This window comes from Nocardiopsis alba DSM 43377 (assembly GCF_000341225.1).
GTDB classification, from domain to species: Bacteria; Actinomycetota; Actinomycetes; order Streptosporangiales; family Streptosporangiaceae; genus Nocardiopsis; species Nocardiopsis alba.
Genome location: NZ_ANAC01000013.1, coordinates 235,354 through 259,315, shown reverse-complemented (window position 1 = coordinate 259,315; position 23,962 = coordinate 235,354). Strand labels below are relative to the sequence as shown.

General features: G+C 70.3%; 19 protein-coding genes. 1 reads left to right on the top strand and 18 read right to left on the bottom strand.

The features are described 5' to 3' along the window. Positions 1 to 16 precede the first annotated feature (16 nt). From argC to D451_RS0115750, 18 genes are all read right to left on the bottom strand, one after another. Positions 17 to 1,045 carry an N-acetyl-gamma-glutamyl-phosphate reductase gene (argC, locus tag D451_RS0115835; protein WP_017535154.1) on the bottom strand — a complete coding sequence of 343 codons (1,029 nt, stop codon included), beginning with the start codon at positions 1,043 to 1,045 and terminating at the stop codon, positions 17 to 19. A 156-nt stretch (positions 1,046 to 1,201) separates the two neighbouring features. Next, a complete protein-coding gene (locus D451_RS0115830; RefSeq protein ID WP_026125110.1) occupies positions 1,202 to 2,623 on the bottom strand; it encodes an NAD(P)/FAD-dependent oxidoreductase in 1,422 nt (473 codons plus the stop codon). A gap of 188 nt (positions 2,624 to 2,811) precedes the next feature. Next, the gene (locus D451_RS0115825) at positions 2,812 to 3,303 is read right to left on the bottom strand and encodes a MarR family winged helix-turn-helix transcriptional regulator (protein WP_026125109.1); all 492 of its coding nucleotides are present in this window, start codon (positions 3,301 to 3,303) and stop codon (positions 2,812 to 2,814) included. Positions 3,304 to 3,497: 194 nt separating this feature from the next. Next, on the bottom strand, positions 3,498 to 4,724 hold the full coding sequence (locus D451_RS0115820) for an aminotransferase family protein (protein ID WP_026125108.1): 1,227 nt from the start codon (positions 4,722 to 4,724) through the stop codon (positions 3,498 to 3,500). Positions 4,725 to 5,199: 475 nt separating this feature from the next. Then, a complete protein-coding gene (gene pheT, locus D451_RS0115815) occupies positions 5,200 to 7,689 on the bottom strand; it encodes a phenylalanine--tRNA ligase subunit beta (protein WP_017535152.1) in 2,490 nt (829 codons plus the stop codon). Beyond that, complete coding sequence (pheS, locus tag D451_RS0115810) at positions 7,689 to 8,807, bottom strand: phenylalanine--tRNA ligase subunit alpha (protein ID WP_014909440.1); 1,119 nt, start codon at positions 8,805 to 8,807, stop codon at positions 7,689 to 7,691. The genes pheT and pheS overlap by 1 nt, the downstream gene beginning before the upstream one ends. Positions 8,808 to 9,017: 210 nt before the next feature. Then, the gene (locus D451_RS0115805; RefSeq protein ID WP_014909953.1) at positions 9,018 to 10,154 is read right to left on the bottom strand and encodes a sensor histidine kinase; all 1,137 of its coding nucleotides are present in this window, start codon (positions 10,152 to 10,154) and stop codon (positions 9,018 to 9,020) included. 513 nt (positions 10,155 to 10,667) lie between these two features. Further along, positions 10,668 to 11,516 carry a TrmH family RNA methyltransferase gene (locus D451_RS0115800; RefSeq protein ID WP_026125107.1) on the bottom strand — a complete coding sequence of 283 codons (849 nt, stop codon included), beginning with the start codon at positions 11,514 to 11,516 and terminating at the stop codon, positions 10,668 to 10,670. Positions 11,517 to 11,544: 28 nt separating this feature from the next. Continuing rightward, a complete protein-coding gene (rplT, locus tag D451_RS0115795) occupies positions 11,545 to 11,916 on the bottom strand; it encodes a 50S ribosomal protein L20 (RefSeq protein WP_026125106.1) in 372 nt (123 codons plus the stop codon). Between the two features lie 165 nt (positions 11,917 to 12,081). Next, positions 12,082 to 12,276, bottom strand: a complete 195-nt coding sequence (gene rpmI / locus D451_RS0115790; protein ID WP_014908288.1) for a 50S ribosomal protein L35 — start codon at positions 12,274 to 12,276, stop codon at positions 12,082 to 12,084. Positions 12,277 to 12,457: 181 nt separating this feature from the next. Next, positions 12,458 to 13,024, bottom strand: coding sequence for a translation initiation factor IF-3 (gene infC / locus D451_RS0115785; RefSeq protein ID WP_275040960.1), 567 nt, complete (start codon positions 13,022 to 13,024; stop codon positions 12,458 to 12,460). A 438-nt stretch (positions 13,025 to 13,462) separates the two neighbouring features. Continuing rightward, complete coding sequence (locus D451_RS0115780) at positions 13,463 to 14,290, bottom strand: shikimate dehydrogenase (protein ID WP_017535150.1); 828 nt, start codon at positions 14,288 to 14,290, stop codon at positions 13,463 to 13,465. Next, the gene (gene mltG, locus D451_RS0115775; protein WP_017535149.1) at positions 14,290 to 16,629 is read right to left on the bottom strand and encodes an endolytic transglycosylase MltG; all 2,340 of its coding nucleotides are present in this window, start codon (positions 16,627 to 16,629) and stop codon (positions 14,290 to 14,292) included. The genes D451_RS0115780 and mltG overlap by 1 nt, the downstream gene beginning before the upstream one ends. Beyond that, the gene (gene ruvX, locus D451_RS0115770; protein ID WP_014911016.1) at positions 16,626 to 17,114 is read right to left on the bottom strand and encodes a Holliday junction resolvase RuvX; all 489 of its coding nucleotides are present in this window, start codon (positions 17,112 to 17,114) and stop codon (positions 16,626 to 16,628) included. Before ruvX ends, mltG begins: the two co-directional genes overlap by 4 nt. Positions 17,115 to 17,661: 547 nt before the next feature. After that, the gene (gene alaS, locus D451_RS0115765) at positions 17,662 to 20,328 is read right to left on the bottom strand and encodes an alanine--tRNA ligase (protein WP_017535148.1); all 2,667 of its coding nucleotides are present in this window, start codon (positions 20,326 to 20,328) and stop codon (positions 17,662 to 17,664) included. Positions 20,329 to 20,629: 301 nt separating this feature from the next. Beyond that, the gene (locus D451_RS0115760) at positions 20,630 to 21,181 is read right to left on the bottom strand and encodes a hypothetical protein (RefSeq protein WP_036568233.1); all 552 of its coding nucleotides are present in this window, start codon (positions 21,179 to 21,181) and stop codon (positions 20,630 to 20,632) included. 112 nt (positions 21,182 to 21,293) lie between these two features. Beyond that, entirely contained in the window at positions 21,294 to 21,584 is a 291-nt protein-coding gene (locus tag D451_RS0115755) for a hypothetical protein (RefSeq protein ID WP_014909648.1), read from the bottom strand. Further along, positions 21,581 to 21,973 (bottom strand): DUF948 domain-containing protein, encoded by a 393-nt coding sequence (locus D451_RS0115750; RefSeq protein WP_014908791.1) that lies wholly within the window; start codon positions 21,971 to 21,973, stop codon positions 21,581 to 21,583. The genes D451_RS0115755 and D451_RS0115750 overlap by 4 nt, the downstream gene beginning before the upstream one ends. A gap of 391 nt (positions 21,974 to 22,364) precedes the next feature. Here D451_RS0115750 and D451_RS0115745 point away from each other — a divergent pair, with 391 nt between their 5' ends. Next, complete coding sequence (locus D451_RS0115745) at positions 22,365 to 23,936, top strand: serine/threonine-protein kinase (protein ID WP_017535146.1); 1,572 nt, start codon at positions 22,365 to 22,367, stop codon at positions 23,934 to 23,936. Positions 23,937 to 23,962 lie beyond the last annotated feature (26 nt).

The following is a 23,962-nucleotide window of genomic DNA, read 5'->3' as shown; positions in this document are numbered from 1 at the left end:
GGTGTCCTTCCCTGCCTCAGGGGGCGACCGCGGCGAGCGGGAGTCCGGTGGCCTCGGGCAGGCCCAGTGCGAGGTTGGTGCTCTGCACGGCTCCGCCGGCGGTGCCCTTGGTGAGGTTGTCCAGGGCGGCGACGGCGACCATGCGACCGGCGTCGGCGTCCACGGTGACCTGCACCATGGTGGTGTTGGCGGCCAGGGTCATGGACGTGTCGGGCCAGGTCCCCTCGGGGAGCAGGTGCACGAAGGGCTCGTCGGCGTAGGCCTTCTCATAGGCGGCGCGGATCGTCTCGGCGGTGGCGCCGGGCTTGAGGGGGGCGGTGCAGGTGGCGAGGATGCCGCGGGGCAGGGGCGCCAGGACCGGGGTGAAGGAGAGACGGACCGCCTCGTCGGTGACCGAGGAGAGGTTCTGGACGATCTCGGGGTTGTGGCGGTGGGCTCCACCGACGCCGTAGGGGCTGAGGGAGCCCATGACCTCGCTGCCGACCAGGTGGGGTTTGGGCGCCTTGCCCGCGCCGGAGGTCCCGGTGACGGCGACCACGGTCAGGTCGGGTTCGACGAGCCCCGCGGCCAGTCCGGGGAAGAGCCCGAGGGTGGCGACGGTGACGTGGCAGCCGGGAACGGCGACCCTGCGGGCTCCGGCCAGGAGACCGCGCTGTCCGGGCAGTTCGGGCAGACCGTAGGGCCAGGTGCCGGCGTGGGGGGTTCCGTAGAAGCGTTCCCAGGCGGTGGGGTCGGTGAGCCGGAAGTCGGCTCCGCAGTCGACCACCAGGGTGTCGTCGCCGAGCTCTCGGGCGATGTCGGCGGACTGCCCGTGCGGGAGGGCGAGGTAGACCACGTCGTGACCCCGCAGCTCCTCCACGGTGGTGGGGACCAGGACGCGGTCGGCCAGCGGCAGGAGGTGCGGTTGGTGCCGGATGAGCGGGCTGCCCGCGTTGCCGCCCGCGGTGACGGCTCCGATCTCGATCTCGGGATGTCCCAGGAGCAGGCGCAGCAGCTCACCTCCGGCGTAGCCGCTGGCTCCGGCGATCGCCGCTGTGTATCCCATGGTGAGATCCCCTCCTCGGTATTGGACTGGACTATCATGCATGCCCTTGCAAGTTTATGCAAGCAGAGGATGATGGTCGGCCCTGGGGAGGGTGACGGTGGTCTCCGTCGCGGCGCGGCGCTCGGGCCGCGGCGACGGGACGAGGGTCTCCGCCGGTCAGCGCCCCGGCATACGGGTGGCGATATCGGCCAGACGGGAGGTGTGCCCCTTGCCCGCGGTCCTGGACTCACGACGGTCGGCGGTCCGGTAGAGGCCGCGCACGACCTTGGTGCCGACCCAGCGCAGCGGTTCGGGCTCCCAGCCTCGCGTCTCGTGTCCGACCCAGGGCAGACGGGTCAGTTCGGTGGAACGGCCCAGGATCAGGTCGCGCAGGGTACGTCCGGCCAGGTTGCTGGTGGAGACACCGCTGTGGGAGTACCCGCCGGCCCAGGCCAGTCCGGTCTCGGAGTCCAGTCGCACGGTCGGCGACCAGTCCTTGGGGACGCCCAGCACCCCGGCCCAGGCGTGCTCGATCGGAACGTCCGCGACGTCGGGGAACATCCGGGTCAGGGCGCGCCAGAGCTCGGCGATCGCGTGCGGCTGGGTGAGCCCCTCCTCGGCCGGGGCCGACCCCAGCCGCTGGGGCGCGCCCCGTCCGCCGATGGCGATGCGCCCGTCCGCCGTGCGCTGGGAGTAGATCGAGGAGTGGGCGGTGTCACCCAGGACCTCGCCGCCCTCCCAGCCGATCCGCTCCCACGACTCGTCGGAGATCGGCTCGGTCACGATCATCGAGGAGTGCGTGTGACGCCACTGTCGGCGCGGTCCGCGCAGCGTGGAGGTGAAGCCCTCGGTGGCCCGGACGACGTGGTCGGCGCGCACTGTGCCGTGCTCGGTGACCACCGCGGGGCGTTCGCCCTTCTCCCCCGGCCTGATCTCCACGACCGGGGTGTCCTCGAAGACGTCCACCCCCAGCTCCACGACCTTGGCGGCCAGACCCACGACCAGCTTGGCCGGGTGCAGTCGGGCGGCGTGCGGCGAGTACCCGGCGGCGACGGCCCCGTGGACCGCGATCCGCGGCTCCTCGGAGGGGTCGACCATGTGGAAGTCGTCGGGCCAGTAGCCCCATTCCTGGAGGTACTCGATGTGCCCTTGGAGACGTTCGCGCTGGGCCTCGTTGTCGGCGACCAGGTACATGCCGCCTTTGATCAGGTCGGCGTCGATCTCCTCGCGTTCGGTGACCGAGACCACCTCGTCGACGGTGTTCATCAGCGCGCGCTGGAGGGCGACCATGGAGCCCTTGCCGTGTGACCGGGCGTAGTCCTCCCGGGAACCGGAGAACTCGGCCGACAGCCACCCTCCGTTACGACCGGAGGCCCCGAAGCCGGCGAACTCCCGCTCCAGCACGCAGACACGCAGCTCGGGGCGTTCGCGCTTGAGGTAGTAGGCGGTCCACAGACCCGTGTATCCGGCTCCGACCACGCAGACGTCGTAGTCCGCGTCCCCGGCCAGGGGCGCTCTCCGTTCGGGCACCCCGATGTCCCGGAACCAATAGGAGATCCCACCATTGGCGAAACGAGAGGATCGGGGGATCGACCTCATCCGGGCAGCAGTGGTGAACAGCCTCATCATTCCCCCCGAAACCTCAATGCTCCCGACCCGCCCCGCGTCGGATCCCCGAACTCTGGCCAACCTACATGGGAACGGAGGTGCGTGGGATATCTTCCGCGCTTCCGAGGGACGCATGGGTCATTCGAGCAGGAATTCGACTACGGAGAGTCCCGAGGTCGTCAAAGAGCACTGTCACGGAGGGTACGCGCGATGGCGGCGAGTTGTCGAACCCCGTCCTCGCCCAAGGGGGCGAGCATGTGTTCGCGCAGCCGCTCGACGTGCTTGACCTTCGTGGCCTCGGTGAACTCCCGCCCCTTCTCGGTGAGGGTCGCGTAGACGACCCTGCGGTCGGTGGAGCAGTTGTGCCGCTCCAGGTAGCCCTCCTTCTCCAGGCGGTCGGCCAGCTTGGTGAACCCTCCGGTACTGAGGCTGACCTCACGCGCCAGTCGGCTCATCGGCAGTCGGTGCCCCGGGGTGCGCTGGAGACGGATGAGGACCTCGAACCAGGGGCCCGCCATGTCCTTGCCGTCGGGGGTGATGCCGCTCAACAGTCGAGGCCCGATGGCGTTGGTCGCCTCGGCCACCAGCCCCCAGGCGGTGATGAGGTCGTCGCCGTCCATACAGCCCTCGTCACGTGCCTCGTGTGTCGTCTCCGTCGTCCGTGTCGTCATGTCCCGTCCCTGTCGGATCGCGGGTGGACCCCGACGATCGCACCCTGAAGAAATATCTTCCTAGAAAATATTACTCCATGTCGGCGACTTCGTGGGGTGATCCGCGCCCGGAAAAAGGAACCCACCGGCGCGGATCGCGTCGGTGGGTGCGTCGATGTCGACGAGAAGGGGGCCCGGAACCCTCCGGGCCCCTCTCAGTGTCGTTCCATGACCGCGTCCAGGGCTCCTGCGAGAGTCGAGGTCAGGTGGTCGATCTGCTCCCAGGTGACCACCAGGGGCGGCGAGACCAACAGCGCCTTGGGCACCGGCCGGACGATGACGCCCCGGGCCCGGGTCTCGGCGAAGACCTCGGCCGTGGTGATGCCCCGTTCGGTGAGCGCCTCCTCGGTGAGCTCCACCGCGCCCATCACCCCGACCCCGGAACGGACCTCGGCGACCAGCGGGTGGCTCTCCAACCCGCGCAGGGCCGAGTCCAGGTGCCGTTCCACCTCGCGGGAGACGGTGAACAGGTCCTCGCGCTCCAGGATGTCCATGTTGGCCATGGCCGCGGCGCAGGCCGTCGGATGCCCGGCGTAGGTGGTCCCGTGCAGGAACGGGTTGCCCTCCTGGTTCCAGAAGGGGTCGGCCACCCGGCCGTCGACCACGACACCGCCCAGCGGCAGGTACCCGCTGGAGACGCCCTTGGCGAAGACGATCATGTCCGGGCTCACGCCGAAGCGCTCGATCCCGAACCAGTTGCCCATCCGGGCGAAACCACAGATGACGCTGTCCACGATGAACAGCACGCCGTACTTACGACAGATACGCGAGATCTCCGCGAAGTAGCCCTCCGGCGGCAGGAAGACCCCGCCCGCCCCGATCACCGGTTCGGCGAAGAAGGCCGCCACACGGTGGGCCCCCACCCGAAGGATCTCCGCCTCCAGAGCCTCCGCGGAGTCGTAGGGGACCACCGAGGTCTCCTCGACGAGCCGGCCGTAGCCCTCACGGAAGCGGTCCATCCCGATGATGCTGGTACCGAACCCGTTGAGGCCGTGATAGCCGCCGGTCCGACTGATCAGGTGCTGACGTTCGGGCTGCCCCAGCGCCGCCCAGTAACCGCGCGCCAGCTTGGCCGCGGTGTCGATCGACTCCCCTCCACCACAGGTCAGGATCACCCGAGGGTCGTCGACCGGCGCGTGCGCCGCCAGCCGCTCGCTCAGTTCGATGGCGGGCGCGTTGGCGAAGTCCCCGTAGACGGTGTAGGCGTCCAGGGTGCTGATCTGCCGATGCACCGCGTCCGCGATCTCGGTACGACCATGACCGACGTTGCAGTACCAGAGGCTGGCGGTGCCGTCGAGGTAACGATCACCGTACTGGTCCCAGAGCCACACGCCCTCGGCGCGGGAGACGACGAACTCCGGGCCCTTGGCCACGGTGTTCATATCGCAGAAGGTGTGCCAGAGGCGGCTGGACTCCCTGTGTTCCTTGGGAGTGAGCGCGGACGAGACAACCGTTTCGGTCATATGGCGACCTCCGAGCCGTGACATGCGCGAGAGTGCGCAGCGGAAAACGGATCTGCCCCCATCACCCGGACGCCCAGGTTGCGGTAGGTGATTGCAGGCTAAGTTCTCCACCCGCTCTTCAGCAAGAGACAAAACGAGGATTCATGCCCCGAAACATAAACTTCATTCCGACTACCCCTGCCCCATGGCCTCAAAACCCCTACTGTGCAGGAAAAACAGGCCCTGAAATTTCTTGGATTCCGGAGTGTCCGACAAACCGTTTCGCGACACGATCCCTGTGCGTATCGGTCCGAGACCGCCATCGAACACCGAACCCCGCCCGAACACAAGAGGGGCGGGACGGCCCCCTTTCTCAGGAGGGCCCGTCCCGCCCCTTCGGCGTGTCGCGGCGAGGTCAGCCGCGCAGGACCGCCCCGGTGCGCTCGGTGGCGAGGGCCACGGCCGCGTCACGCGCGGCCCCGGCCTCCTCGGCCGTCAGCGTCCGGTCCCCGGCCCGGAAACGCAGGGCGAAGGCCACGGACTTGCGTCCCTCGCCCACCTGCTCACCGGTGTAGACGTCGAACAGACGCACGCTCTCCAGGAGCTCGCCGGCGCCCTCGATCAGAGCGGAACGGATCCGCCCCACCGGGACCGACTCGTCCACGACCAGCGCCACGTCCTGGGTGGCCACCGGGTAGGCCGACACCTCGGGGGCCACGACCTTGGTCCGGGCCCGCTCGATCCGGTCCAGGTCGACCTCCATCGCGGCGGTGCGCTCGGGCAGACCGAAGGCCTTGACGGTGCGCGGGTGCAGCTCACCGGCGTGTCCGACCGCGAGGCGCTCCCCCGCCACGCGCACGTACAGCGCCGCGCAGCGTCCCGGGTGCCAGGGGGCCTGCTGGGAGGCCTCGATCTCCAGCTCCACACCGGCCACACGGGCCACGTCACGGGCGGCCTGGATCGCGTCGGCCCAGACGGCCTCGCGCCCCGGACCCCACCAACCCGCGCGTTCGGCGGCACCGGACAGCACCACGCCCACATGGCGCGGCTGCTCGGGCAGGGCCGCGTCGATCAGCGCCAGTTCCTCGGCCGAGGGCGCGCGATCCACCGGAAGCAGCGGAGCGCGAGAGGCACCGGCCCGGGGCAGGTAGATCGACCCCATCTCGAAGAGGGCGACATCGGTGAGACCACGACCGACGTTGCGCACCAGGGTCTTGAACATCCCCGGCAACAACGTGGTGCGCAGCAGGGGCTCCTCGTCGTTGAGCGGGTTGGCCAGCCGCATGCTCACACGACGCGGGTCGTCGGCCTTCAGCTGGAGCCCGTCGAGGTCGCGCTCGCCCACGAACGGGTACGTGAGCACCTCGTGGTGACCGGTCTCCGCCAGGGCACGGCCCACGGCGCGACGCAGACGCTGCCCCTCGGTCAGACCACGGCCCATCCCCTTGAAACCGATGGAGGGGATGTTCTCGTAGCCCTCGAACCGGATGACCTCCTCGGCGAGGTCGTTGGGGTCGGTCAGGTCCGGACGCCAGGACGGCGGGGTCACCGTGAGCACGTCGCCCTCGGAGGCCACCGCGCAGCCGATGGCCCGCAGCCACTTCTCGGTGGTGCCCTCGGGGTAGTCGACACCGGCCACGGCGCCGGCGTGACCCGCGCGCACCGTGATCGTGGTCGGGGCCGACGAGTGGTCGAGGTGGGTGTAGGCCGCCTCGACGCTCGCGCCGCCCAACTCGGCGAGCAGCTCCACCGCGCGGGTGGCGGCCACCACCTGCATCCTGGAGTCGATGCCGCGCTCGAACCGGCGCGAGGCCTCCGAGGAGAGCTGGTGGCGGCGCGAGGCCCGGGCGATGTGCCGGGGCTCGAAGTGCGCCGCCTCGACCAGGACAGCGGAGGAGGAGAGACCGATCTCGGTGTCGAGGCCGCCCATGACACCGGCGATGGCCTGGGCACCGGACGCGTCGGCGATGACGATGTCGTCGGGGTCCAGGGACCGGCGGACGTGGTCGAGGGTCTCCAGCTTCTCCCCCGGCTTCGCGGCGCGCACGGTGACGGTCCCGTCGAGCCGGTCGCGATCCCAGGCGTGCAGCGGCTGGCCGAGTTCCAGCATCACGTAGTTGGTGACGTCGACGGCCAGAGAGACCGGACGCACCCCGCTCTGGTGCAGACGACGCATCATCCACAGCGGGGTGGGCGCCTCGGGGTCGAAGCCGGTGGCGCCGCGCAGCACGAGACGGTCGGCGAGCCCGGTGTCGGCGATCTCCGCGGGGTGGCCGGGCCCGGTGGGCTCGACGACCTCGATCTCGGCGGGGTCGTGGAGGTCGACCCCGTACAGGGCGGCGACGTCACGGGCCACTCCGCGCATCGACAGCGCGTAGCCGCGGTCGGGGGTGACCGCGATGTCGAGGACGTCCTCGCGCAGTTCGAGAGCCTCGATGGCGTCGGCGCCGATCTCGCCGAAGCCCTCCGGCAGGACGACGATGCCGCTGTGGTCCTCCCACAGGCCCAGCTCGGTCGCCGAGCAGATCATGCCCGCCGACATCCGGCCGTAGGTCTTGCGGGCGCCGATCTTGAAACCGCCGGGAAGCTCGGCCCCGGGCAGGGAGACGACGACCAGGTCGCCCTCGGCGAAGTTGCGTGCGCCGCAGACGATCTCCTGTGGCTCACCGGTGCCGTTGGCGTCGCCGACGTCGACCCGGCAGAAGCGGATCGGCTTCTTGAAACCGGTCAGCTCCTCGATCTCCAGGACACGACCGAAAACGATGGGGCCGGTCAGGTCGGCTCCGAGCTCGTCGACGGTCTCGACCTCCAGACCCGCCAGGGTCAGTCGGGAGGCGAGCTCGCGGGCGGTGACGTCGGTGGGCAGCGCGACGTATTCGCGCAGCCAGGTCATGGGGACGCGCATCAGATCTCACTCCCGAACGCCGAGGTGAAACGTACGTCGCCCTCGACCATGTCGCGCATGTCGCGCACGTCGTGCGCGAACATCAGTGTTCGTTCGATTCCCAGGCCGAAGGCCCATCCGCTGTAGACCTCGGGGTCCACACCCGCGGCCACCAGCACACGCGGGTTGACCACTCCGCAGCCGCCGATCTCGATCCAGCCCTCGCTGGAGCAGGTGCGGCACGGCGCGTCCGGGTCCCCCACCGAGGCGCCTCGGCACACGAAGCACTCCATGTCCACCTCGGCCGACGGCTCGGTGAACGGGAAGTAGGAGGCGCGGAAACGGGTCTTGAGGCCCTCTCCGAAGAAGGACTCGACGAAGGTGTCGATGGCTCCGCGCAGGTGGGCCATGGTGATGCCCCGGTCCACGACCAGCCCTTCGAGCTGGTGGAAGACCGGCGTGTGCGTCGCGTCGAGCTCGTCGGTGCGGAAGGTCTTGCCGGGGGCGACCACGTACACGGGCAGGTCGCGCGTCAACAGGGAGCGCACCTGGACCGGGGAGGTGTGGGTCCGCATGACCAGCCCGGACTCACCGCCCTCGGGCCCCTCCACGAAGAAGGTGTCCTGCATGGTGCGGGCGGGGTGGTCCGGCTGGAAGTTGAGGGCGTCGAAGTTGAACCACTCGGCCTCGATCTCGGGGCCCTCGGCGATCTCGAAGCCCATGCCGACGAAGACGTCGGCCATGCGCTCGGCGATCGTGGTCAGCGGGTGACGCGCCCCACGGGGGACACGGTCCCAGGGCAGGGTGACGTCGACGCGCTCCTCGACCAGGACCCGCTCGTCGCGCTCGGCCTCCAGGACGGCCTGGCGGGCCTTGAGGGCCTGGCCGATGTCGCGGCGGGCCCCGCCCACGCGCTTGCCGGCGTCGGCCTTGGCGGCCGGGGGCAGGGCGCCGATCTCACGGTTGGCCAGGGCCAACGGGGAACGGTCGGAGGCGTGGGCGAGCCTGACCTCCTTGAGTTCGGCGAGATCGGCGGCGGCCTCGATGGCGGCCAACGCCTCCTCGCGCATGCGGGCGACCTCGTCGGGGTGCAGGGGGGTCACCTCGACCGGGTCGAAGGAATTGTTCGGTGCAGACATGTTTGGTTGCCTCGCCGACACCGCACCGGCGGACGCGGGCGCGGGCGGCAGTCACGGTCCGCTCGGGGCGGACGAAGCCGACAGGAAGAGCACAGGGTCACGTCGGGCCGGCGGTGAGACCGGCCCTGGATTGACGGGCCGCCCCGTGGAAGGTCCACGACGGAACACGGGGAGCCTCGTGCGCCCACCGGGGCCGAAGGGTCTGACTGCTCAGACGAACTCGGGCGTCCCGGCGGGCATGGTAAATCGGAACTCTGCGCCACCGTTGGGGGCGCGGCCAACGGTGATCGTGCCGCCGTGGGCCTCGACGAGGCCCTTGACGATGAACAGTCCGAGGCCGGTCCCGCCACGGCGCTTGCTGCGCCAGAACTGGCGGAAGACGCGCGGAATGGTCTCGGGCGCTATGCCCTGGCCTTCGTCGCGCACCGACACCGCTGCTCCTCCCTCACACGGCTCGATCACGATACTGACAGTACCAGCGCCGTGCCGCACCCCGTTTTCCACGAGGTTGGAGAGGATCTGTTCGAGCTTGTCGGGGTCCAGCCACATTTGAGGAAGATCGCCGTGCGCCTCCACACGGAAGCGCTCCTCGGACTCCCCCGCCGCGACCCGCCCCGCGACCACCTTGCGGACCGCCTCCGGCAGGTCGACGACCTGGCGACGCACCTCCAGCCGCCCGGATTCGATCCGCGAGACGTCCAGAAGGTCGTGGATCAGCCGGGTGACACGGTCGGCGTCGGCGTTGACCGTCTCCAGCATGAACAGCTTCTGCTTGTCGGTCAGCCGTTCCCATTTGGTGAGCAGCGTGGAGGTGAAGCCCTTCACACTGGTCAGGGGGGAGCGCAGTTCGTGAGCGACCTCGGAGACCAGGTCGGCCCGGGAGCGGTCGGCCCGCGCCGAGGCGTCCCTGAGGGTGACCACGAGACGGACGAGATCGCCCCCGGGCCTGACCCGGACGTAGCGGGCGGCGACGAGGATCTCGCGTTCGTCGGGCAGGCAGAGGACCCGTTCGACCTGACGGGTGCGATCGCGATCGCCTCCGTAGGGGTCGCTGGCCTCCCACCAGTCGTGCCCGTCGAGCCCTCGCAGAGGTAGGGCGGAACGGTAGTCGTGGCCCAGCGCCGACTCCGCGGGAACCCCGACGAGCTGGGCGGCCTGGGTGTTGAAGAGGACGACCCGGCCCCGGGCGTCGGCGATAACGACCCCGTCCGGCAGATCGTCGGCGTGCAGGGGCGCTCCCCCGGGGGACGCGGTGTCGACGTCGGCCGGCGCGGGGCCGTCCATCGGATACGTCACCGCGCTGTCGGAGTCCTCCGCCGGTTGGTCCACCTGCCGGCCGCTGCCCACGCCTCTCCCCGCTCCCCTCCGAAGGTCCACGGCACGGGGGTCCCAGGCCGCGGATCACTGCTCGGTGGTGTCCGTTTCCAACTCTCCCCTGGACACCACCGCAGGTCTACCCTGCACTCCCGCCCGGTACGCCTCGTGTTCCGTGACGCGGCGTCGGGCGGAAGACCGAACTTGCGGACACCGTTCCCACACCCGTCCCCGGGGGCGGGCCGGTCGACCGCGATCACGGTCCGGATACTCACACCGTGTGGCCGAGCCTGCCCGATCCAGGAGGCGGGCGCACGTCTCCACCCGTGACACGGGTCGTGTGAGCGCGGTCAAGCGGGATGCGCATGAACCGCCGTGGTGCCGCTCCGACCCTATCGACACTCGGGCCTGGTGCACGTGCATTCCGAGGTGTTGGCACAACCTGTTACCGGTCGTGCACACCCACGGTCGCGTGATCGGGCCGTTCGGTGACGATGCACGGAGCGTCACCGCACGTGGAGACGGGCTCGGGCGCGGGTACCCGGATCAGGCGCGTCTCTGCTGGCGTGCGGTGGTGTACAGACAGACCGCGGCGGCCGTGGCCAGATTCAGGCTTTCGGCCCCGCCGTAGATCGGAACGCTGACCGCGCCGTCGGTGAGACGGACGGTCTCCTCGGGCAGCCCCCAGGCCTCGTTGCCGAAGACCCAGCCGACCGGACCGTCCAGAGCGCCGTCGTCGGCCACCTGGTGCAGGTCCCGGTCGCCACCGCCGTCGGCGGCCCACACCTTGGCGTCCGCGTCGTGCAGGAAGTCGATGGCCCGGGCCACGGGCACCCCCACCACGACGGGCAGGTGGAACAGGCTTCCGGCGGAGGCGCGCACGCACTTGCCGTTGTAGGGGTCCACGGAGGCGTCGGTGAAGATCACGACGTCGGCTCCGGCCGCGTCGGCGGTGCGCAGGACCGTCCCGGCGTTACCGGGATCGCGTACGTGGGAGAGGACGACGGCCAGACGCACGTCGGTGACCTTCTCCAAGGGGACGTCGACGAACTCGCAGACCGCGATGACCCCCTGAGGGGTGATGGTCTGCGCCAGTTCGGACATCACGTCGAGGCTGACCCGATGGGTGGGCACGCCCGCGGTGTGGGCCGCGTCCATCAGGTCGATGTGGCGTTGCATGGCCTCCGCCGTGGCGTAGACCTCGACCACACCGTGGGCGGCCCCTCCATAGGGGGACCGCCCGTCACCGCCGTTGACGGCGGCCAGGGCCTCCCGCACAGCCTGGGGGCCTTCCGCGAGGAAGCGCCGCTCACGCTGGCGGAAGGTGCGCTTGGCGAGCCGCCGAACCCCCTTGATCCTGGGTGATCGGACACTCGTGAACTCGTGGCTCGCCATCGCTACCCGTATCTGTCTTACGAAACCGTCAGGCCGCGGCGGGGGCGGGCAGGGCCTGCTTGGCCTTCTCCACCAGCGCGGCGAAGGCGGCCTCGTCGTTGACGGCCAGCTCAGCCAGCATGCGACGGTCGACCTCGATCTCGGCCAGCTTCAGACCCTGGATGAGACGGTTGTAGGTCAGACCGTGAGCGCGGGAGGCGGCGTTGATGCGCTGGATCCACAGACGACGGAACTGCCCCTTGCGGTCCTTGCGGTCCCGGTAGGAGTAGGTCATCGAGTGGAGCATCTGCTCCTTGGCCTTGCGGTACAGGCGCGAGCGCTGCCCGCGGTAACCACTGGCCCGGTCGAGAACGACCTTGCGCTTCTTCTTGGCGTTGAGAGCCCGCTTCACGCGTGCCACAGTGACTCCCTCATTGTTCTTCCGGCGCACGGCGCGCCGTCCGGTCCGACCAGGACGGGCCCGGCGGCCGTGTTCGCTTCAGGTGGTCGTCCCCCGAGCGCCTGACACGCACCGACCGGGTCGGACGCGCGGGCACTGCCGAGGAGGACGAGAGGTTCTCCGGTACTACTTGCCCAAGAGCTTCTTGATGTTCTTGGTGTCGGCCGGGGAGAGCACGGCCTCGTTGCTCAGCTTGCGCTTACGCTTGGAGGTCTTGTGCTCAAGGATGTGGTTCTTGTTGGCACGGCGGCGCATGATCTTGCCGGAACCGGTGACCTTGAAACGGTCCTTGGCTCCGCTGTGGGACTTGTTCTTCGGCATGTCGCCGTCGTCTCCTACTCCGTCGGCGCGTCGTCGATCATGGACCGACGACGCGGTTGTTCCGCGCTAGGCGGGGTCTTGGGGCGCCACGCCTGTGCATCACGGGCCGTCGCGCACGGTGCCCCCGCCACCCGGGTCCCGCCTCGACGGCGGGCCGGGCGGCGGGAGACCTCCCTGGCGTCTACGCCTGGTCGCTCCGCTCGCGGCGGGCCTTCTCCCCGGCCGCCGCACGGGCCTCGGCCTTGTGCTCGGAACGCCGCTTGTGCGGACCGATCACCATGACCATGTTGCGGCCGTCCTGCTTGGGCTGGGACTCGACCGTGCCGAGGTCCTTGACGTCCTCGGCCAGTCGCACCAGCAGCCTGCGCCCGAGTTCGGGGCGGGACTGCTCACGACCGCGGAACATGATCGTCACCTTGACCTTGTCCCCGCCCTTGAGGAACCGGACGACGTGACCCTTCTTGGTCTCATAGTCGTGCGGGTCGATCTTCGGGCGGAGCTTGATCTCCTTGATGATCGTGTTCGACTGGTTCTTGCGCGACTCACGGGCCTTGACCGCGGACTCGTACTTGAACTTGCCGTAGTCCATCAGCTTGGCGACCGGCGGGCGCGCGGTCGGCGCGACCTCGACGAGGTCGAGGTCGGACTCCTGGGCCAGACGCAGGGCGTCCTGCACGGAGACGATTCCGACCTGCTCACCGTTGGGTCCGACGAGTCGGACCTCGGGCACCCGGATACGGTCATTGATGCGGGGCTCGGCGCTGATGAGACCCCTCCCTAGCTTTCTCGGATTACCTGGGACCGGCCGTCCACCGTCCGGTGGTCGGCCTGTTCGACCGGGTCGCCCGCGCTTTGTTCAGGCCACCCGCCCGCTCCGGGGTCCCACCACAAAAGGAAAAACCCCGCCAGCGTGTGCAAGCGGGGCGATCCGACCGGAACGTCACGGCGAAGGCGGCGACCGCGTCCCGGACCTCGGAGGACCGAGATCCCGTGGGACGGCGCGACGCGCCCTTCGTGCGACCGGACCCGCGCGAGCAGTGCCCGGCGGGTGGGAGGATCATCTCCGCTTGCGGTTCCGGTATGTCGGGACACACCGGACCAAGTCGATTACCACGATTCTATCAGGAGTTCCGACCACTCCACCCGGACCGCCTTCGACGATCCCCTCACGAAGGTTCGGGGCCGGTCAGGACGTCGCACGGCGGGCCAGTTCGGCCTCCCCGGCCGCCCTCATGGCCGTCACCGGAACGTCCTCCCGACCCGTCATCGCGCGGACCTGGGCCACCGCCTGATGCAACAGCATCGGGAAACCGCCCACCACGCGACCACCGCGGGCCTCGACCGTCTCGGCCGCCCTGGTCGGCCAGGGCGCGTAGACCACGTCGAAGAGATCGGCCCGCGAGACGGCCAGCACGTCGGCGTGGGCGTCGGCGGCTCCGGAGGGCAGGGTGGAGACGACCAGGTCGACGTCCAGGTACCGGTCGATCTCCGCCAACGGGGCCACCGACACGGGAACACCCAGACGTTCGGCGGCCCGGGTCACCTCGCCGGCGCGCGCCGTGCTGCGTGCCAGTACGGTCACCGGGCCCGCGAGCCCCAGCTCGCGCAGGGCGGCCAGGGCCGAGGCCGCGGTGGCGCCCGCTCCCAGGACGACCGCGTCCCGGGGCGAGCCCGCGCCCGCCTCGGTCAGCGCGGTCGTGATCCCCTCGACGTCGGTGTTACGGGCGCTCCAGCCCCCGTTCCGACGGACCAGGGTGTTGGCCCCGCCGACCTCCACGGCCAGGGCGTCCACCTCGGAGGCCAGTTCCATGGCCCGACGCTTGAGCGGCATGGTCAGGGAGAGCCCCGCCCATTCGCCCGGTTCGAGTCCGTCGAGGAAGGGGGCCAACCCCGCCTCGTCGCACTCGAAGCACTCGTAGGACCAGTCGGTCAGACCCATCTCCCGATAGGCCGCCGAGTGCAGGACCGGTGAGAGGGAGTGGGCCACCGGCGAGCCCAGGACGGCCGCGCGCATCAGTTCTGCCCGCCTCCCCAGGTCTCCTGGAAACGGTCCTTCAGCACCAGGAACTCGTCGTAGTCGTCGGTGAACTCGGTGACGCCGTTCTCGGGGTCGGTGGCCACGAAGTACAGCCAGTCCCCCTCCTCCGGCTCGAGGGCCGCCTCGATGGCGTCCTCGCCCGGGGCGACGAACGGTCCGGGGATGAGCCCGGTCTTGTGGTAGGTGTCGAAACCGCTGGTGTCGGCCTCACAGGCCGCCCGCTGATCGTTGTCGAGGGCGATGCCGTACTCGCCGATGGCGTAGAAGCAGGTGCTGTCCATCTGCAACGCCATGTCGATGTCCAGGCGGTTGTGCACCACACGGGAGATCTTGGCCATGTCGTCGACCCCGCCGCTCTCGGCCTGGACGATGGAGGCGATCGCCATGATCTCGTTGGCGTCGTAACCGAGGTCGGCCGCGCGATCCTCCAGGTTCATCGCCTCGGTGACCTGACGGTGCTGGGTGACCATCGTGCGCAGTATCGACATGGCCTCGGTACCCGGTTCGAAACGGTACGTGGCCGGGAAGAGGTAGCCCGCGGGGCCCTCCGTCGCGTAGTCGGGCAGGCCGAGTTCGTCGGTCTGCTCGTAGGCCGCCTCCAACTCCTCCAGGGAGACGTCGGTGTTGTCGGCCAGCTTCTCCAGTATCTGGTCGCTCCGCAGTCCCTCGCGGATGAGGACCTCGCCGCCCAGGCGGTTGTCCTGGTCGAGCAGGGCGGCGACGGCGCTCGCCCCGCTCATCCCCTCCGCCAGGGAGTAGGTGCCGGGGGTCAGACCCTGCTCCTGCTGATCGAGGGCGTTGGTGAAGGCCCGCACGCTGGCGACGACGCCCGCGTCCGAGAGGGTCCGGCCGACGGCCGTTCCGCTCTGCCCCTCCTCGACCGTGATGACGATCTCTCCGGAGCCCTCACCCGCGTAGTCGGCGGGGAACACGTAGGTGCGCATCACCACGAAGCCACCACCGGCGATCACCAGCATCAGCACCAGGGCGAGCAGGATCATGAAGCCCTTGCCGCGACGGCGTCGGGGGGCCCCGCCACCACCGCCGCCCTTGGCCGCGGCCAGTCGCTTGGCCCGCTGCTTGGCCGCCTTGGCGCGTCTGCGCGTGGCGCGGCTGTCCCCGTAGGAGGCCGCGATGTCCTCGAGGCTCTCCTCCTCGTAGTCGTCCTCCTCAGGTTCCTCCTCGGGAGCGTCCTCGACCACGGGTTCCGGCTCGGGCCTCTTCCTCACCCGACGGGAACGACGGCGGCCACGACCGCGACGGCCGGTCGGCTCCTCCTCCGAGACGGGATCGGACTCGACCTCGGCCTCGTCCTCCTCAGGGATCGGCAGGGCACCGCTCCGGCGCGGTTCCTCCTCGGGAAGCGGGAAGGCTCCGCTATCGGGTTCGGGCGCGCGGCGGCGCCGTCCACGACGGCCCTTCGGTTCCGGTTCGAATTCGGGCTCCGGCGTGAACCCGGGCTCGGGTTCGGGTTCGGGCTCGGGAGCGACGTCGTCGAAGGGGGCCGCGGCGAACGCTCCGCCGTCGACGCTCTCCTCCGGCTCGGGACGGGCACGACGGCGGGCGCGGCGGCCCACCGGACGCTCCTCCTGGGGGGCGGAGGGGAACTCACCCGTCTCACGGGCACGCGCCTCTTCTCGCGCGGCGCGTTTACGGCGGGCGCGACGGCCCCTCGGCTCCTCGGGCTCGTCCGCGAAGAAGGCCGGCGTGGGCTCGTCCTCGGCGTCGTCCCAGAGCGAGGAACGGGGTTCGGGGGCCTCCTCCACACGGGCTCGGCGCCGCCTGCGGGGCGGCTCCTCCAGAGGAGCGTCGGTACCGCGTGCGGGACGTTCCCGACCGGTGGTCTCCTGCGGGGCGGCGGGGGCGCCGCCCAGGTTCGCGAGCGCGGCGAGCGCCTCCTGCGTCGGATCGGCGCCGGCCCTCCCGGGCGCGCCGGGAGCCTCGGGACCGGGGGCGGCCGGCTCTCGGGAGGGTCGCCCGCCCCGGGCCGCGCGACCGCCTCTGAGGGCGTCGGCGGCGCCGGAACGGCGCGGGGGGACCGCGGGGCCCGCTTCGCCCTCGGTGGGCGGTCCGGGCCTGCGTCGGCGGCCGGGGGCCGGGGGGCCACCGGGGATGTCGCCGGTGGGCGGCCCCGCGCGACGGGCGGCGGCCGGGGGCTCCGCCCAGGGGTTCGGAGCCGGCTCGGGCCGAGCCCTACGGCCACGCGACGGGGGTTGCGTGGGAAGAGGATCGGTGAGCGGGTCGTAGTCGTAGCCGTCCTGACGGTCGGCACGGCCACGGTAGGGACTATCGGGGTAGTCATCCCTGTCGGTCATGAATCTCCCTGGCTGGCACGGACGATCTCGCCCGGAGGGTGGCCTGTCGACCGTTCCTGGTCCAAGGCGCTCTGCAAAAGCACGGTGGCCGCCGCCTGGTCGATGACGGAACGGCGGGCACGACCGCCTTTGGCCCCCTTCCGACCGAAGGACGCGCCGGAGAGCAGGTGCCCTTGCGCGGTCACCGTGGTGAGCCGTTCGTCCACGAGCCTGACGGGGACGGGGGCGAGGAGTCGGGCCAAGGAGTGCGCGAACTCGCGGGAGGACCGGGCCGCGGGCCCCTCCTTGCCGGACAGTGATGCAGGGTAGCCCACGATGACCTCGCGGGCCTCCCGTTCCAGAACGAGGACGGCGATGCGCTCGACGTCCCCACGACCGCGCGGGACCGTCTCCACAGGGCTGGCGAGCATACCGCTCGGATCGCTGACCGCGACCCCGATGCGCGCGTTACCAGGGTCGATCGCCAGGCGTACACCGTGTCTCACGAGGACGTCTCCCCCCGGGCGGGGGCATTGCTCAGAGGAGCTGTGCGGTCGACGGCACAGCACCGCTGTCGGGAAAACCTCAACACGGTGGTCCTGTTCATCATCTGGATCGCGGGAATCGCCGCGCAGAAAGCCATGTGATCGGCTGTGACGCGCCACAGTATGCCCGATTCGATGACAGCGCGCAGCCCGGGACGTGGACCTTCCCCTCGCGGAGCCGGCGGATCGGGCGTCGGTTCCCCGACGGGCCGATCACGTCGGGGCCCGAGGCGGACACGTACCGTCCGAGTGTAGGTCACCCCGGCCCCGGGGGAGGTGGAGGAGCGTTCACGAGGGGTGTCCGTTCTCGGGCGGCGCGTCCGGAGAAAGGGGTGACGGCGGAGCGCAGGCCGGCGTCATCGTCCCCCGCGAAGAGGGGCGACGACGTCGACGAGGTGACCGACACCACCCGTTCGTTCGGGGCCGTCCGTGCCACGGACGGCCCCGGTACGTTCGTCCGGCTACTCCGCGCGGCCGGTCGAAGGCCGCGCGGAGAACACCCACGGGGTCAGAAGGAGGCCACCCGGGCCTCGACCGCGCGCAGGGCCTCGTCGGCCTTGGCCGGGTCGCTGCCACCGCCCTGGGCGATGTCCGGCTTACCGCCGCCACCGCCGCCGAGGGCGCGGGCGGCCACGCCGACCAGCTCGCCCGCCTTGATCCCGGCCTTCTGCGCGGCCTTGTTCGCGGCGACCACCACGACGGGACGGTCCTTGGGGACCGCGGTCATCGCGACGACGACGGGCTCCTCCTCGCCGAGCCGGCCGCGAACGTCCAGCACCAGCTTGCGCAGGTCGTCGCCGGAGGCGCCTTCGGGCGCCTCGGTCGCCACGACCAGGGCCGAACCGTGCCGGCGGGCACCGGAGGCGATCTCGCCCGCGGCCTGGAGCACCTGGGCCGCGCGCAGCCTCTCGATCTCCTTCTCCGCCGAACGCAGACGGGAGACCATGGCGTCGATCCGCTCGGGGAGCTCCTCGCGCGGCGTCTTGAGCTGCTCGGAGAGCTGACCGACCAGCGCCGACTCCTTGGACAGGCGCTTGAAGGCGTCCGCGCCCACGGCCGCCTCGACACGGCGAACGCCCGAACCGATGGAGGACTCCCCCAACAGCTTGACGATGCCGAGCCTGGAGGTGGACCCCACGTGCGTACCACCGCACAGCTCGATCGAGTAGTCGCTCATCTCGACCACGCGCACACGGTCGCCGTACTTCTCACCGAACATGGCCAGAGCGCCCATGTCGAGCGCCTCGTCGAGGCTCTTCTCCTCGGTCCGCACCGCGATGTCGTCGGACAGGACGGTGTTGACCTCCTCCTCGACCTCGTTGATGCGCTCGGCGCCCAGGGCGTTGTCGGCCGTGAAGTCGAAGCGCAGTCGACCGGGGCGGTTCTCCGAACCCGCCTGTCCGGCGGAGGGGCCCAGCGCGTTGCGCAGCGCCGAGTGGATGAGGTGGGTCGCGGAGTGAGAGCGTTCGATCGCCCGACGACGGTCGACGTCGATCCGCGCGCGCACCGCGTCGTCCAGGACGATCTCTCCCGAACGCACGGTGCCGCGGTGCATGAACAGGCCGGGCAGCGGCTTCTGGACGTCCTCGACGTCCACCACCCCGCGCCCGTCCACGGTCAGGGTGCCGGTGTCGGCGATCTGACCACCGCTCTCGGCGTAGAACGGGGTGCGGTCCAGCACGATCTCGACCTTGTCGCCCTCCTTGGCCGAGGGCACGCCCTCGCCGTCGACGACGATCCCGCGCACGCTCGACTCGCTCTCGGTGTCGCTGTAGCCGAGGAAGTCGGTGTCACCGGCGTTCTCGTGCAGGCCGGCGTACAGGGAGATGTCGGCGTTGCCGAGCTTCTTGGCCTTGGCGTCGGCCTTGGCCGTGTCGCGCTGACGCTGCATGAGCTCGCGGAAGGCGGTCTCGTCCACGCTCAGCCCCTGCTCGGCCGCCATCTCCAGGGTGAGATCGATGGGGAAACCGTAGGTGTCGTGGAGCTGGAAGGCGTCGGCGCCGGAGAAGACCGTGCCCCCCTGGGCACGCGTGCGTTCGGCCGCGCGGCCGAACAGGGTGGTGCCCGCGCGCAGGGTGTCGGCGAAGTTCCTCTCCTCGGTGTCGATCACACCGTGGACGACGTCGGCCTTGTCCAGCAGGTCGGGGTAGATGTCCTTCATCGCGTCGATGCTGACGGCGGTCAGATCGTGCAGGAAGAAGGCGTCGGTGCCCGAGAGCAGGCGCAGGTTGCGGATGGAGCGGCGCAGGATGCGGCGCAGCACGTATCCGGCCTTCTCGTTGCCCGGCTTGACGCCGTCGCCGACGAGCATGACGGCGCTGCGGACGTGGTCGGCGACCACACGGAGCATCACGTCACGCTCGTGGTCATCGCCGTAGACGGAGCCGGTCAGCTCCGCGGCGCGGTGGAGCACCCGACCGATGATGTCGGTCTCGTAGATGTTGTCGACGCCCTGGAGGACCGCCGCCAGGCGCTCCAGACCCATGCCGGTGTCGATGTTCTTCTTGGGCAGCTCGCCGAGGATCGGGTAGTCCTTGCCGTTGCCCTCACCCCGCTCGTACTGCATGAAGACGAGGTTCCAGATCTCGATGTAGCGGTTCTCGTCCGCCGCGGGTCCACCCTCGACCCCGTACTCGGGGCCGCGGTCGTAGAAGATCTCGGAGCAGGGACCACAGGGGCCGGGCACGCCCATGTCCCAGTAGTTCTCCTCCTTGCCCATGCGCTGGATGCGTTCGGGGTCGACCCCGACGTCCTCGCGCCAGATCCGCTCGGCCTCGTCGTCGTCGAGGTAGACCGTGACCCACAGGCGCTCCGGGTCGATGCCGAAGCCGCCCTCCTCGACGGAGGAGGTGACCAGTTCCCACGCCAGCGGGATGGCCCTCTCCTTGAAGTAGTCGCCGAAGGAGAAGTTGCCGAGCATCTGGAAGAAGGTGGCGTGCCGGGAGGTCTTGCCGACCTCCTCGATGTCCTTGGTCCGGATGCACTTCTGCACGCTGGTGGCCGTGTCGTAGGAGGGCGTGCGCTGGCCCAGGAAGTAGGGCTTGAAGGGGACCATGCCCGCCGGTACCAGCAGCAGGGTCGGGTCCTCGGCGATCAGGCTTGCCGAGGGCACCACGGTGTGTCCCTTCTTCTCGAAGAAACCGAGGAAGCGGCGCACGATCTCTGCCGTCTCCATTGATGCCCTCCTGTGCTTGGCTCCGCCGCTGCTGTGGCGACGTCGTGTCCCTTCACGGGACCGTGATCACGCGTGGTCGATAGGGGCCCATCGTAGAGGGAACCGCCACGCGCGCGTGCATGGTTTCGTCTCGACCACCGGGAGTCCGTCATCGTTGACAACGGCGGCGGTCCACTTGTTCCCCCAGGCTATCGCCGTCGGGTGGTGCGCCCTTACCGTCGAGGGCTCCGCCGCCCGTGAACGTGGAAGGGCCGCACCCCGGGGTGCGGCCCTTCGTGGTCGTCGCCTCGCGTGTCCTCGATCAGTGGACCCCGGGTCCCGGCGGCCCGGCTCCGGCCGTACCGAGTCCGTAGTAGGCGCGTGTGATCGGCAGGAGCATCAGGACGATCATCCCGATCGCGAAGAGCAGCGGGACGATCGCGCCGAATCCGCCGGTCACGATGGAGAACAGCAGGATCAGGGCGGCCAGGATGTGGAAGACCACGATCGTCCACAGGATCGCCGCGCTGCGACGCCCCATCAGCGAAGCGAGCACGATGGACAGGACGCCGTAGACGAACGGGATCAGTCCCAGGAGCCCGAAGAGGGCCCCGGCCTCGGAGGCCGTCAGGGGCAGTCCGTTCTCCTGCATCCCACGCAGGAACTCCCTGCCCACGTCTCCGCCGCCGGCGGCCAGTCCCGCGACCCCCCACATGAGGAGGCCGAGGAGCAGACCGCAGGCGCCGCCGATGAACATCAGGACGCGCACGGTGATCGCGGTGCCGGGCATGGCGGGGGCCGGCGGCGGCCCTCCCGGCGGGTACGGGCCCGGCTCCCCCTGGTAAGGGCCACCCGGCGGTTGCGGCGGATACATGATGTACGCCTCCGTCCGATCCAACGGTTGCACCGAAACCTTCTAGAAGGTTCTGTACCCATAGAGGTCGGGGAGGAGACGATCCCGGTCGTCCGCCGCTCCCGGAGGGCGGTCAGAGGCGCGGACGCTCCCGCCCCTCGGACTCGGAGGGGGCACCGCCACGCGGGAGCCGACGTTCCGGACCCGAGGCGTACCGCCTGAGCAGCTCGTCCTCCTCCTGACGGACCGCCTCGGCAAGGTCCTCGTTGAGTTCGCGCAGGGCGCCCTTGTACTCGCCGACGCGGCCCTCCACCCGTTCGGCGATCCCTCCGGGGGTCAGGGCGTTGCGCGCGCGGTTGACGCGGTGCACCACGTAGCCGCCGACGACGGCGCCGGCGGCGAGATAGAACAGTCGGCCGATCATCCGTCGGCCTTCCGACGGCTGCCCCGCATGACGGCCAGGGCCTTCCTGCGCCCCAGGACACGACGCAGGGCGTAGGAGAACGAGGCGACCTTCACCAAGGGGCCGGTGAACACCGAACGGGTCAGCGCGGTCATCGTGGAGACGTCCTCGGAGGAGGCCTGCACGTTGGCGGTGATCTCCTCGACCCGTTCCAGGGAGTTCTGGGTCCGTTCCACGGTGGAGGCCACGTCGTCCAGCAGCGGCGGGGTCCGTTCGCCCAGTTCGGAGACGACCTTGGTGGTCTCGTTGATGAGCTTGATCAGTTTGACGAGCGCCACGCACAGGAACGTGGCCAGCACCGCCCAGACCACCGCGGCGACGAGCGCGGCGACCTCTCCTCCGGTCAGCATTGAGGCTCCGTAGGCAGATAGCAGGGTTGCTTCGAGGGTGTGCGAGCGTGCCAGGAGCGTGCGAGGCGCCCACAGGGCACACGAGGGGTGGGGGACCGGGCCGTACCCGACGCGGGTTCCCCGGCCGTGTCCGATGCCGAGCCCGGAACGGGCCGGGGAACGGGCCGGTTTCGGCCGACCCTATCGTGTCACTCGGTGGGACGCGCGGGTACGCCACGGCGTGCCCCGGCCCGATGCGGAGATCGGTGTCGATGTTCTCGATCGCCGTCGAGAGGCGGGATACTCGTCTCTCCTCCCGAACTTCCGAATGGGAATCATTACAGAGCGGGATCTTCACTACGATGTCCGGACACCAGCCTTCCACAGGCCCGGCAGCACCGACAGGACACCCATGAGCCCTCGTTCTCGCCGAGAGATCTCCGTACTGGTACCCCCGGATCTCGCCCCCCTCTATCCGGACGACCCGTCTCGGATCGGCCCCTACCTGGTCCTGGGGCGTCTCGGTCAGGGGTCCACCGGTACGGTCTACGCCGCGGTGGACGCCTCCTCCCAGAACGCCGGCGACCGACTGATCGCCGTGAAGACGCTGAAGAACCTCGCCCCCGACCGGAAGAACCCCTCCCCGGGCCTGACCGAGCGTCTACGACGGCTCTCCTCGGTCGATCCCGAGCGCGTGGTCACCCCTCTGACCTTCGACGCCCACGCCGACCCGCCCTGGCTGGCCATGTCCTACCTGGCCGGAGAGCGGCTCTCCCACTACGTGACCAAGCGGGGCGGCCTGGGATTCGGGAAACTGATCGCGCTGTCCATCGGCGTCGCCGAGGGGTTGGCCTCCCTGCACGGGCGCGGGGTGCACCACGGTTCGCTCCGCCCGAGCGAGATCCTCCTGGAATCGCGTGGACCGCACATCATGGAGTGCGCCGTCGCCGCCGACGCCGAGCGTCTGCGCGGGTCGGGCGCCACGTGGCTGAGCCCCGAACGCTACCGGGGCGGGCCCGCGACGGCCGCCGCGGACGTGTTCGCCTGGGGCGCGGTCGTGGCCTTCGCCGGGACCGGACGGCTGCCCTTCGGCACGGGTGAACCCGAGGAGATCGCCGAGCGCGCGGCGGCGGGGTCGTTCGAACTGGAGAGCCTCCACAAAGGGCTCCGGCCGGTGGTGGAACGGGCCCTGGATCCCGACCCCTCGCGCAGGCCGGGCCTGCGCGAGGTGATCGGCGCGGTCATCGCCGTCTGGCGGGTGGAGAACATCGATGAGGACGTCTCCCCCTCCCCCGGCGACCGCGAGGAGATCAACCGCGCCCTGGCCCGTGAGTGGCACGCGGTGGAGCCGCCCGCCCGGGTACCCGAGGTGATCCGATTGGAGGGGCGCGCCCCTCGAGAGCGATCCGGCCGGACCCTCTTCCTCTTGAGCGCGGCCGGTCTGGCCCTGGTCCTGATCGGTGGCGCCGTCTGGGGGGTCTCCCGACTGTTCGTCGGCGGCGCCGAGGCGGATCCGGTCTCCGAGGAGGAGGACACCGAGGTCGCCGAGGACACCGGGGAGACGGTCGAGGAGGCCCCCTCGACCCTCGTGGTCCGCTTCGATCCGGCCGAGCAGGAGGAGCCCGAGCCCGGGGTCGAGGAGCGTGCCTGGGTGTACACGCCGGTCTCCCGGGAGGGAGAGATCCCGCGCGGTCAGGGTGTGCCCTCCCACGAGGCCTGGGCCGAGCAGTGGGAGGAGGCGGGCGATCCGGGCGAGGCCGTCATCCGTCCCGACGCCGAGGTCCTGTGCGCCAGGTTCTGCGCCGCTCCCGACCACGTCTTCCTCGACGAGGAGGCGCGGGGCACCTGGAAGCAGACCGGCGCCGACCTCATCGACCATCTGACCTGGGGTCCGGTGATGATCGTGGAGATCACCTTCGCCGAGGACGAGGACGAGGACGGCCCCCGTGAGGTCGTCCAGGTGACCGAGTTGTTCGCGGACTGATCCCGCCCGGAGGGAGCGTGTTCCGG